Consider the following 13,598-nt stretch of genomic DNA (forward strand, 5'->3'; position numbering starts at 1 on the left):
AATAGAATGAGAATACAAAATAACATAAAGCATTACTTAAGCCTTCTTCTTGTGCTTCAATTATTCTCCTGTTCTATATCTGATAAAGAAACGCGCACAGCTGCAAACAATAATGAAAATCAATTATTATTTGAAATAATCCCAGACTCCATTTCTAAAATAAATTTCTCTAACAACCCAAAAGAGAACGCTTTTATGAGCGCCTTAAACTATGATTATATGTATAACGGTGCAGGTGTTTCTGTTGGAGATTTTAATGGAGATTCTTTACCTGACATCTATTTTGTATCTAACCAAGAGGATAATAAATTATATCTAAATAAAGGAGATTTACAATTTGAAGATGTTAGTCATATTTCTAAAACAACTAGTAAAGGAGGTTTTAAAACTGGAAGTACTGTTATTGATATTAATAACGACGGGCTTCTAGATATATACATCTGTAAATCTGGATTATATCAAGATCCTGAAAAAAGAAAAAATGAGCTCTACATAAACCAAGGTAATAACAAGAATGGCATTCCCACTTTTATAGAAGAAGCCCATAAATACAAGTTAGATTTAGAACACTATTCTACACAAGCATCTTTTTTTGATTATGATAAAGATGGAGACTTAGATATGTTTTTAATTAATCATAATGTAGATTCTAATGTACATTATGATTTTGAATATTATAAAAAAATAACATCCAACCTTACTAGTGACCGACTATTTCAAAATAACAATAATATTTTTACCGATGTTTCCAAAGAAGCTGGCTTATTAAATGATGGTATAGGGTATGGCTTAGGTATTGCTATTGGAGATTTAAATAATGACACATGGCCAGATGTAATCGTGAGTCAGGATTTTGCTTCTAAAGACCGAATGTACCTCAATCAAAAAAATGGCACTTTTAAAGAAATCATCAATACCGCAACAGGACACATTTCTAACTTCTCCATGGGTAATGATATCGCCGATTTTAATAACGATGGTTGGTTAGATTTTATATCTCTGGATATGGTTTCCGAAGATAATTACGGAATAAAAGCAAGCATGAGTGGTATGAACCCAGAAAGATTTAACTCTTTTGTAGAACAAGGGTTTCATCATCAATATATGTACAATACACTTCAAATTAATAACGGTATTTCTACAAACCACAAAATCCCAGTTTTTTCAGATGTTGCTGCAATGGCCGGTGTTGCAAGTACAGATTGGAGTTGGGGACCTCTCTTTTTTGATATGGATAATGATGGAGATAAAGACTTATTTGTATCTAATGGTATAAAAAGGGACTTTAGAAATGTAGATTACATTCATTACAGAGAGCGTAAAGAAGTAGAATTTCAAGAAAAGACAAAAAATATAGCTAAAAATTTACTTCCTTTTTTTAAAGAACAACATAATGCGGACATAATTAAAAATATGCCTCCACGTAAAAAAGACAATTACTTTTACGAAAATCTAGGAAATGCCCAATTTATAAAAAAGAATAACGACTGGACTGTAGAAAAATTAACTGCAACCAATGGGGCATCTTATGCCGATTTAGACAATGACGGAGATTTAGATTTGGTTACTAATAACATGAATGACAAGGCTTTTATTTACAAAAATAATAGTCAAGAATTAGGATTAGGAAACTACTTAAAACTCAAATTAAAAGGAACTTCCAAAAACAAAAATGGTATTGGTGCTAGAGTAAGTATTGCTACAAATAAAGGAACTCAAGTTTTAGAGCAATATGCCTCCAGAGGTTTCCAGTCTTCTAAAGATTATTCATTACACTTTGGAGTAGGAAAAGAAACGACTATTGATACTCTTAAAGTGGATTGGCCTAACGGCAAATCGCAGCTATTACTAAATATTAAAAGTAACCAAACAATAGAATTAAATTATACGAATGCGACAGATATTACAGAAACCATTCCTAATAAAGCCTCCATATTTAAAGACATAACTAACCAAATAAGTCCTAAACATAATACACCCCAAAACATTTTCAACGATTTTAAACGCGAAAGCCTGTTACCCCATAAAATGTCAGAAGAAAATATTGCGCTTGCTATTGGCGATATTAATAATGATGGTTTAGATGATTTTTTTGTTGGAGGAGCTCTAGGCTTTTCTGGAGTATTATATATACAGAATAAGGAAGGTCAATTTAAAAAGGTTAAGACCAATATTTTTCATAATGACAAAGAATTCGAAGATGTTGATGCTTCTTTTTTCGATGCCGATAATGATGGTGATTTAGATTTGTATGTGGTTAGTGGAGGTAATGAGCATAAATCGGGGTCCAAATATTACAATGATCGTATATATGTTAACCGCAATGGTATGTTTTACAAAACGCAAAAACCATTTGATAACATCCCCCCTTCTAGCGGTTCCGTAGTAAAACCCTATGATTTTGATAAAGATGGAAAAATAGACCTTTTCATTGGCGGAAGACAAACTCCCAACAAATACCCATTTCCCGGCAGTAGTTTCCTTTTAAAAAATGTATCCAAAAAAGATACTATAAAATTTAAAGTGATTACGAATAAAGAACTTCATAAAATTGGCATGGTAACCGATGCTAATTGGGTTAATATAGATACTGATGAAGCAAAAGAATTGGTAATTGTAGGAGAATGGATGCCAATAACCATATTTAAACAAGTAAACGGAGAATTTATTAATTACACTAAAAAAGCAGGCTTAGATAAAAGTTCTGGTTGGTGGAATAGCATAAAACCTCTTGATATTGACAAGGATGGCCACATAGATTTTGTTGCTGGTAACTTGGGGTTGAATTCTAAATACAAAGCATCCGAAGCGGCACCATTTGAAATATACACCAATGATTTTGACGATTCTGGTTCCTTAGACATAGTCCTAAGTTATCATCAAAATGGAGAGAAATTTCCATTGAGAGGAAGAGAGTGTAGTTCCCAACAAATGCCTTTTATAAAAAAGAAATTCCCTAATTACCACACTTTTGCTTCCGCTAAACTAGAAGAAGTATATTCAACTAAAAAAATGAAAGAAGCACTAACATATAAGGCAAATACTTTTGCTACTAGTTATATAAAAAATAATGGAGACGGCACCTTTAAAGTCGAGAAAACGCCCTTTGCTACTCAGCGTACGTCTACAAAAAACATATGTCTCATAGGTAATGATACGCACAACACTACAGACCTTCTTTTCTTTGGAAACACTTATGGTTTTGAAGTAGAAACTCCAAGACAAGATGCCGGTTACGGCATTTATTTAAAACAAGAAAAAAATAATCTATTAAGAGCAAAAGAAGCGCACGAAAGCGGTTTATATATTTCAGGAGAAGTCGCTAATGCGCAAATTATTTCTTTAGCTAATAACAAAAAAGGAATGTTGATTGTAAAGAACAATGATTACCTACAATTAATTAAAATAAATGATTGAATACATAATTTACAAGAAACCTATAAACAGTAATTTCATGCCCTTCTATCGTGAATTCGGAAACGTTTCCGAAAATAACAAGGCTATTCGGGAAGGTTTTCGGTAATAAATTTTTTGTTTTAGTATAAAAAAAAGAAAAATAGCTTTTAATTGTATTAATTACACTTATAAAATTATGAATAATATAGACATTGGAGTAATAGTAATTTTTACTTTACTAGTTTTTGTTTGCGGAATGAGTTTCTCTAAATCTGGCAAAAACATGAAATCATTTTTTGCTGCTGGTGGTGCTCTTCCTTGGTGGATGAGTGGTCTATCTTTATTCATGAGTTTCTTTTCCGCAGGAACTTTTGTCGTTTGGGGATCCATTGCTTATTCTAGCGGATGGGTTGCAGTATCAGTGCAATGGACAATGTGTATAGCCGGAATCATTATAGGTTTTTTCTTAGCGCCTAAATGGCAAAAAACAAAAGCATTAACCGCTGCTGAATATATCACAGACCGTTTTGGAAAATCTACCCAAAAAACATATACATATCTATTTTTAATTATCTCATTATTTACCACAGGAGCTTTTTTATACCCTGTTGCTAAAATTGTAGAAGTTTCTACAGGTGTTCCAATTTCAACCAGTATTATTATATTGGGAATTCTAATTTTAATTTACACCGCTGTAGGTGGCTTATGGGCTGTAATAGTAACCGATGTGTTACAATTTATTGTATTAACAGCTGCTGTTTTAATAGTACTACCTCTTTCCCTTGATAAAGTTGGTGGTATAGACAACTTTATTACAAATGCCCCTGAGCAGTTTTTTGAATTTACCAATTCAGAATATTCGGGTTTATTTTTAGTAGCTTTTTGTTTCTACAATCTATTTTTTATCGCGGGTAATTGGGCATATGTACAACGCTATACGAGTGTTGCAACACCTAAAGACGCAAAAAAAGTTGGTTGGTTATTTGGTGGACTATACCTAATTAGCCCATTAATATGGATGTTACCTCCTATGATTTATCGTGTATTGAATCCTGAATTGGCAGAGCTTGCAGATGAAGGAGCATACTTACTAATGTGCAAAGAAGTATTACCAGTTGGCATGCTTGGGTTAATGTTAGGGGGAATGATATTTGCAACATCTAGCTCTGTAAATACTACTTTAAACATATCGGCAGGAGTATTAACGAATGATATTTATAAAAGTTTGTTTCCTAAAACAAGTAATACTAAGTTAATGAGAGTTGCTAAAATTGCAACTGTAGTTCTTGGAATATTAACTATAATTGTGGCTTTATTAGTTCCTTATATGGGAGGAATTGTAGAAGTAGTATTAAGCTTAGGTGCTCTAACAGGTGGTGCTATGTTTTTACCTCCCCTTTGGTCATTATTCTCAAAACATCAAACAGGGAAAACTATATTATTTGTAACTATACTATCCCTAATAGTAAACTTTTTCTTTAAATTTTTTGCTCCAGAAATTATTAATGTAACACTGAGTCGTTCTATGGAAATGGCAGTTGGTATGGGTTTACCTATTTTGTTAATGGGCTTAATTGAGGTTATACTTATTACTTCAAAAAGTGATACATCTGCCTACTACAATTATGAAAAATTAAGACAATTAAAAATCACCAATAGTAAAGAAGAGGAAGTAAATGACGATGATAAAGACAATAAAAGAGGAACTAAAGTAATTGGTATTGGAGTTGCTGCAACTGGCTTGCTAATACTACTACTCTCTTTTATAGCAGAAACTGGAGTGTTCTTAGTTGGAGGTATGGGTATTGCTGTTCTTTTACTTGGAGCATTTATCATCCGGAAATCAAGAATATAAATCATTATAAACAAATAAAATACACATAATACATTATTAAATGTTAATACAGAATTTTCAAGAAAAAATACGCGATAATAAAACGGCAATCCTAAATAGCGATTTCGTAATTGTTGGTGGAGGAACAGCTGGCGTATGTGCTGCTATTACAGCCGCCAGAAAAGGAACAAAAACAGTACTCATTCAAGACAGGCCAGTATTAGGCGGTAATGCTTCTTCGGAAGTGCGCCTATGGATTTTGGGTGCTACATCTCATATGGGAAATAACAATAGATGGGCTCGTGAAGGTGGTGTAATGGATGAGATACTAGTAGAAAACATGTACCGAAATAAAGAAGGAAATGCAGTTATTTTTGATACCATTCTTCTTGAAAAGGTAATGTTAGAAGAAAACATTACTCTTTTGTTAAATACCAATGTTTATGATATTACTAAGACTAGTGATACCAAAATAGAATCCGTTATAGCTTTTTGTTCTCAAAACTCAACAACCTATAAAGTTAAAGCTCCCCTATTTTGTGATGCTTCTGGAGATGGTATTGTTGCTTTTAAAGCAGGTGCTTCTTTTAGAATGGGTGCCGAAACAAAAGAAGAGTTTGGCGAATTATTTGCTCCAGATAAATCTTACGGAGAACTTTTGGGGCACTCTATGTATTTTTATAGTAAACGAGAAAATAATCCAGTAAAATATACCCCTCCCGCTTTTGCTCTTAAAGACATTACTGAAATTCCTAGATACAAAGCTATTGGAAAAGATGATAAAGGATGTAGATTTTGGTGGTTTGAATATGGAGGAAGAGGTGATACTATACATGATACCGAAGAAATAAAACACGAACTATGGAAGGTTATTTATGGTGTTTGGGATTATATTAAAAACTCTGGAGAATTTGAGGATGTAGAAAACCATACTTTAGAATGGGTTGGTACTATTCCGGGAAAAAGAGAAAGTCGTCGCTTTGAAGGTTTGTATATGATGAAACAGCAAGATGTATTAAACCAATGTCAGTTTGATGATGCCATTGCTCATGGAGGTTGGGCTATAGATTTACACCCTGCAGATGGTATTTATAGTGAACTTTCTGGATGTACACAATGGCACTCTAAAGGTATTTATCAAATACCATATCGTTCTTTTGTAAGCAAAGATATTGACAATTTACTATTAGCCGGAAGAATTATTAGTGCTACTCACGTAGCTTTTGGTTCTACTAGAGTTATGGCTACTACAGGCTTATGCGGACAAGCAGTTGGCATGGCTGCTGCTATATGTAATGAAAAAAATATTTTACCGGCACAAATTCTTGAAAACAATAGGATTAGCTATTTACAAAATGAGCTAAATAAAACAGGTCAAAGTATTCCGAATATACCTATTGAAAAAACAAGTAATTTAATTAGTAAAGCAATTATAAGCGCTTCATCAGAATTACAATTATCGCAAATACCTTTTAACGGAGATTGGCTGCCTCTTACTACCTCTTCTGCACAATTATTACCTTTAATAAGTAATGAAAAATACACTTTTAAAATCAAGGTAAAAGCAGAAGAAAAAACAACAATTACTGCGCAACTACGCACCTCTGAAAAAACGAACAACTATACTCCAGAAGTAATACTAGAGACAAAAGAAATTTCCTTAAATAAAGGAGAACAATATTGTACTATTTCTTTTGATGCCGTTCTTCCAAATGAACAATATGGATTTATAACATTTTTAGCTAATAACAATGTAAGCATACAAACCAGCGAAGAAAGATACTCTGGCATTTTATCGGTTTTTAACGGTGTTAACAAGGCCGTTTCTAATAACGGAAAACAAACACCACCAGACGGAATCGGTGTAGATACTTTTGAATTTTGGATACCTCATCGTAGACCAGAAGGAAAGAATATAGCTATGGAAATCTCTCCTGCTTTATCCTCTTTTAATGTGGCAAATTTGGGTAATGGATATGTTAGACCCAGTACGCAAACCAACGCATGGATTGCCGACACAAATGACGCTAAACCTTCTGTAAAAGTGGAATGGGACACAGAGCAAACTATTTCAGAGATTAAACTCTTTTTAGATACGGATTATGACCATCCAATGGAGTCTACATTATATGGACATCCAGAATCTGTTATTCCTTTTTGTATTCAGAATTATGTGATAAAAGATTTAAATGGTACTGTTTTAACATCTATAGAAGAAAATCATCAAACTATAAACACCATTAAATTTAAGGATAGTATAACAACAAAAGGCTTTACTATTGAAGTAGCTCATCCTTCTAAGGAAATTCCAGCTGCCATTTTTGAAATATTATGTAGTTAACAAGTTTTAAGGAACATGAAACTATCCAAAATGAATAACAAGAATTTTAAATTTACAACCAACATTTTTTCTGTTGTTTTTGTGTTCATTTTACTTGTTTCATGTTCCTCAAAAAAAGAGCAAATATCTATGATTAATGGCGCTCTTAAAGTTAATATTATTACCCTTGACAATAAACAACTGGCTTATACTATTTCAAAAGAAAAACAAATAGTACTAGACACTTCTTTACTTGGCATTGTAGTAAACAATCGCTCTTTAGGAAGTACTTCAGAAATAATTAAGCAAGAAACAACTACAGTCTCTACTAGTTTTCCATTATTAGGAATAAAGAACAAGGCTATTTATAATGCAAATCATACAAATTTCACCTTAAAAGAAAAAGATGGGTTTATATGGAATATTGAATTTCAGATATCTCCAGAGGGTATTGCATATCGGTATATCGTTCCTGGAGAAGGCAAACAAACTGTAAACGCAGAAATATCCTCTTTTAAACTTCCCAATAAAACAAAGGTGTGGTACTTTGAAAGGGATAGCGATTGGAAATTAAAATCGCACGCAGGGGAATGGTTGTCTGCAGATATTTCTGCAATGCCAACCGTATCTAAAATGGGTCCCATACAAGGACTTACTTTAACTTGCGAATTACCTAATGGAGGATATGCTCTTATAGCGGAATCTGCCCTTTTTAATTATAGTGGCTTACGTCTAAAAGGAATAGGAAATAATACTTTCAAGGCAAATTTCACAGAAGAAAAAGGCTTCAAAGTAGAAAACAAAGTAACATCCGCTTGGCGCTGTATTTTATTAGCCGATGATTTAAACGCTTTAGTTAACAATACTATGGTTGCAGCTTTAAACCCTACTCCAGACCCAAACATATTTACGAACACGGATTGGATAAAACCAGGAAAATCGGTTTGGCATTGGTGGTCTGGAAAAAATGTGAATTACAAGGAGGAAAAAGAAATGGTTATGGATGCCCATGCCCTTAATTTTGACTACTCCATAGTTGATGAAGGCTGGGAAAGATGGGATAACAAATGGCAAAATGTAAAAAAATTATGCGCCTTTGCAAAAACAAAAGACGTTGGTATTTTTCTTTGGAAACACTCTAAAGAAATAAACTTTCCGGATAATGATTATGCTGTTATGCGTCAATTTTTAGATAGTGTAAAGCTCACTGGTGCTGTTGGAATAAAAGTAGATTTTATGAATGGCCAGGATAAATCTTTAATTGCTTTTGACGAAGCTCTTTTAAAGAACGCCGCAAAACGTCAATTAATGGTAAATTTTCATGGGTGCCAACAAAGTTCAGGGGAATATAGAACCTACCCCAATGAAGTAACTCGTGAAGGTATTCGTGGTTTAGAAGTAAATCATATGAAAGAAGGTCCATTACCCGCATCCCATAATGCTGCCTTACCATTTACTAGATACGTAACTGGCCATGCCGACTATACCCCAATAGGTTTTACGGAACCTGGAGAAACCACATGGGCGCAGCAATTAGGAACTTTAGTTGCATTTTATTCCCCGTTTAATTGTATTGCTGAGAACACGCAGTTTTTATTAACTAACAAATCGGTACAACCAGCGTTAGATTTTATTAAAGAAGTGCCTTCCGTCTGGGACGAAACGTTAGTATTACCACAAAGTAAAATAGGAGAACTAGCTGCTATTGCAAGAAGAAACAAGGAAGATTGGTATGTTGGTGTATTACATGCAAGAGAGCAAGAGCAGTTGAGTATAGATTGTAATTTTCTAGAAGAAGGAGAATACACGGCTACCATTTTCACAGATGATATAAATGCTAAAAGAATTCACCTAGAAGGATTAAATAAAGAAGCAAACTTAAGACAATGGAATACTGCATTACCATTTAAAAAAGAAATACAAGTAGTTAATAAAAATTCTAAAATAGAGCTAACCTTAGCTTCTAAAGGAGGAGCTGCAATTCAGTTTAAAAGAAACTAGATAATGAAAAGATTATACATCGACATATTATCTACAAACTTAGTTTCCCTACAATCCTGTGAAGAAAAGTCAAAAAAAACATTTAATTCAGAAGAAACAAAAAGCAATAATACTAGTAAAATAATATAAAATGCAAATACTAAAAAAAATACTCCTTGGACTTAGTCTAGTATTCGCTTTTAGTTGCTCTGAAACTAAAAAAGAGGGTGAACCAAAAGAACGCCCAAATATTGTTTGGATAATGTTAGAAGACTGGAGTCCTGATTTAGGTTGTTATGGTACTAAAGGAATAGAAACTCCTGTAACCGACAAACTAGCTTCTGAAGGTATAAAATATACCAATGCATTTTGTACCGCGCCAGTATGCTCAGCTTCAAGATCTGCGATGATGACAGGGTTTCATCAAGATTATATTGGTTCTGAAGAACATCGCTTAAAACAGGAAGAAAAAGAACCTTTACCATATGGTATAAAACCTATGCCTTTATTATTAAAAGAAGCTGGGTATTACACTGCATTAATGGCTTCTAACAAAACCGATTGCAACTTTGAAGCAGATATAGGTTTTATGGGCAACGACTGGAAAAACAGAAAAAAAAACCAACCTTTCTTTGCTCAAATTACATTACAAGGAACACATAGAAAATGGGAAAGAGATTCCATTAACCCAATAGACCCGAGAAATATAGAATTACCTCCTTACTATGTAGATACTCCTTTTGCTAGACGCGATTGGGCTAATGGCCTAGAGCAAATGCAAATTTGCGATAGAGAAATTGGTGTTCTTTTAGACCGCTTAGATAAAGAAAAACTAACTGATAATACCCTTGTATTTTTAATAGGTGATAACGGAAGGTGTCATATAAGAGGGAAACAATTTTTGTATGACCCGGGATTACAAGTCCCATTGATTATAAAATGGCCTGGCAAAATAAAACCAAACCAGATAAACGAAAACTTAGTACAGACTATAGATATTACGGCAACTATATTAGAAGTTGCTGGGGTTACACCACCACAAGAATTACACGGAAAAAATTTATTTAAAGAAGAAGCTAATAACAGAGAATACATTTTTGCTGCTCGTAGTCGTATGGGTTCTACACATGATGCCATGCGAACAATTAGATCTAAAAAGTATAAGCTAATTCATAACCTAATGCCAGAAAGGGCGTGGCTACAATACAGTGGTTATAAAGAAGATATGTATCCTATGCTTGCTGAAATGAATATACTTAATATGGAAGGAAAACTAAATGATATACAAGCCAAATTCTTTGCTCCAACAAAACCAGAATTTGAATTGTTTGATATAATAAATGATCCATACGAGATAAACAATTTAGCAAATGATAAAAAATATGCTCCTATAAAAGAAAAAATGCTCGCCTCTTTAAATGAATGGAGAATAGAAATAAAAGATAAAGGAGTTACCCCAGAATTTAAAGCAGGGGGAGCTTCTTCTAAATACCCAACACGCACTTTAGAAGAATGGCAAAAAAGATATGAATTATGGAAATCTTGGGTTTTTAGGTCCCCTACAGAAAAGATGAATCATCCATTTGTAAAAAAACATTACTAAAGAATTATGTTCAAAAAAAGCAGAAAAAAAACGGCAATTAATTTCCTTAATAGCATTATAGGAATATTTTTACTTGGATGCATTTCTCCTGTCCTTTCGCAAAACAACCTTGCTACAACAGGCACTACACACTCTAATAATATTGAAAACAAGTTAGACTCAAAATATGTAAATGATGGTAACTTAGAAACTTCTTGGATTAGCAATTCTGGGGATAAAGAAAAATGGGTTAGTATAGAACTACCAGGAAATACCGAGGTGACAGAAATTAAAATTCAACTAGATTATACTTCCTCTAAAGCCCCTATTTCTTATGCACTACAAACTTATATGAATGGACGTTGGAGAGAATTTGTTAAACGTAAGTTTAATGATAATGAATTGGTTAGTGTTAAGCTAAAAAAACCAATGCTTACAGACCATATACGTTTCACTGTAAATTCTTCGGATAAAATTATGGTTAAAGAGTTTGAAATTTATGGCATTGTCTACAAAGCAGATTTAACCGAGCTCAAAGAAATATTAATAAACCAAAGTGGATATAATTTACAGCAACCCAAGCGGTTTACTGCTCCTAAACTAGAAGACAATACCTCTTTTGTTATAAAAAATAGAACAACAAAAGAAGTAGTGTATAAAGGAACAATTAAAAACCATATTGGTGATTTCACCTCCTTTAACCCTAGCTCTAAAGATGAATATGTTATCATTTCTAATGAATTTGAATCGTACCCTTTTAGAATTGGGCCCTATTGGTTAGAGCGTGTATCTTACCAAAATGCCACTGATTTTATGACTGGTGCAAGACATTATGTTGGTACTACTAAAAAAATTAGCAAACTATCTTGGGCTTGGAGAGATGGCGATTTTTTTAATTGGGCATTGCAAGGTTTAATTGCACAATATTTATCAAACCCAGAGGCATATAAAAGTTTAGAAAAGAGAATTAAATATGTAGATAATTCTTCTTACCCAAAGGAATACAAAGGATTTTGGGGAGCCTTAAAACCGTATAAAAAAGATGCTCCAGACATTGTAAAACTAATCCACTGGGATGTAGATGTAAAAATATCTCAAGCATTAGAACACGAACATCAAAAAGCAGAATTAGCACATTTCTTGTACGCTTATCCATATTTAAAAGAATGGCTACCTCAACAGAATTTTGATATAGTTTACAACTATCTTATTAATGTTTGGGACAAAGAAGAAGTTAGAGCAACCTCAACAACCAAATATGATAAAAGTGAAGGACACAACCTGTTAAGCCTAAAAACTAAAATGGGAACCAATAAAGGAGAATTACCTCCTGGTCATTCTATTATTCCTAATTTAATGATGTATGAGGTTGTAAAAAGAAAATCTCCAAAAGACGCTCAAAAATATTTTGATGCAGCCTTTACACAAATGCAATGGATGATTACCAATTTAGACTGGAAAGATCCAATTACCACAAAAGGGCAGCGCATGTCGGAACATATTACTATGCGTGCTTTTGCATATTTCTACAACCAATACCCAAATAAAGCTCCAAAAGGACTTCAAGAAAAAGTAACACAGTGGGCAAAAGTAATGCTTAGCCGCTCTAATAATATGTGGGACTTTAGAAAATATACCGATAACAAAGAGTGGGCACCTATTGGTTGGAACGAAACAGGAAATGTTTTAGGGTTTCCTGCTGCTGCTTTAGCCGCTAAAAGTGTTATTCTAGACTCTATTCTAAAAAAAGAACTAAATAAAATTGCATGGTCTCATATAGATAACTCTTTTGGTAGAAACCCTACAGGAAGGCACTTTTCTTATGATGGACCAAGAGAGATTGAAGGTGTAGATTTAGGATGGTACAATGGTCATGAAGGAGGAATAGGTCTCCTTGCTCCTGTTCCTTTTGTTTTTGACGGCTCTCCAAAGGCAGAACACTACCCTAACCATCCGGAACTTGGAAATATTGGTTGGACAGAAGGCTGGGTACAATTTAACACTGCCTTTAATACTAGTTTAGCCTATTTAGCAAATGATAATACTACTATAGAATTTATCAAAACGGCATCAAACAAAATAAAATTACAGCTTCAAGCGCCAATCAATTTTAACGAAGAAAAACAGGATAGTGTTCGCTTAAAATTACAAACATCCAAAGGGCAAACATTTTATATAAAATGTACGGAAGAAGGTCCTTTTTCCAAATATTTAACTGCGGATATTACTTTAAAAGGTAATAAGTTAATTTTTAAAAATCAGACTATAAAGTTAAAAAAAAGAGAAACTATTACGGCTAGTTATGGGCTGGGATACTTTAAAAAGGAAGCAAAATTTAGTAGAGAATAGTTATGAATACTAAACAGTTTTACACCGAAAAAACACTTTGCATAAACTTAATTTTTGTGCTTTTTATTGCAGTGAACTATACCTCTAAAAAACTAAAACAAACCAAAATGAAAGTGCTATTTCTTTAAATAATGAAA

6 protein-coding genes are annotated in these 13,598 nt (G+C 33.3%); all 6 read left to right on the top strand.

Going from position 1 to position 13,598, the window contains the following annotated elements:
- Positions 1 to 6 precede the first annotated feature (6 nt).
- The 6 genes from Q0856_RS03320 to Q0856_RS03345 all read left to right on the top strand — a co-directional run bounded on the left by Q0856_RS03320 (position 7) and on the right by Q0856_RS03345 (position 13,461).
- On the top strand, positions 7 to 3,417 hold the full coding sequence (locus tag Q0856_RS03320) for a VCBS repeat-containing protein (protein WP_298502551.1): 3,411 nt from the start codon (positions 7 to 9) through the stop codon (positions 3,415 to 3,417).
- Positions 3,418 to 3,592: 175 nt separating this feature from the next.
- Positions 3,593 to 5,251: a sodium:solute symporter family protein gene (locus tag Q0856_RS03325; RefSeq protein ID WP_298502554.1), complete on the top strand. Its 1,659-nt coding sequence runs from the start codon at positions 3,593 to 3,595 to the stop codon at positions 5,249 to 5,251.
- Between the two features lie 40 nt (positions 5,252 to 5,291).
- Positions 5,292 to 7,571: an FAD-dependent oxidoreductase gene (locus tag Q0856_RS03330; protein ID WP_298502556.1), complete on the top strand. Its 2,280-nt coding sequence runs from the start codon at positions 5,292 to 5,294 to the stop codon at positions 7,569 to 7,571.
- A gap of 30 nt (positions 7,572 to 7,601) precedes the next feature.
- Complete coding sequence (locus Q0856_RS03335) at positions 7,602 to 9,551, top strand: glycoside hydrolase family 97 protein (RefSeq protein ID WP_298502559.1); 1,950 nt, start codon at positions 7,602 to 7,604, stop codon at positions 9,549 to 9,551.
- Between the two features lie 130 nt (positions 9,552 to 9,681).
- On the top strand, positions 9,682 to 11,133 hold the full coding sequence (locus Q0856_RS03340) for a sulfatase (RefSeq protein ID WP_298502561.1): 1,452 nt from the start codon (positions 9,682 to 9,684) through the stop codon (positions 11,131 to 11,133).
- 6 nt (positions 11,134 to 11,139) lie between these two features.
- Entirely contained in the window at positions 11,140 to 13,461 is a 2,322-nt protein-coding gene (locus tag Q0856_RS03345) for a discoidin domain-containing protein (protein WP_298502564.1), read from the top strand.
- Positions 13,462 to 13,598 lie beyond the last annotated feature (137 nt).

Origin of the sequence: uncultured Maribacter sp. (assembly GCF_947496775.1) — a bacterium.
GTDB lineage: Bacteria > Bacteroidota > Bacteroidia > Flavobacteriales > Flavobacteriaceae > Maribacter_B.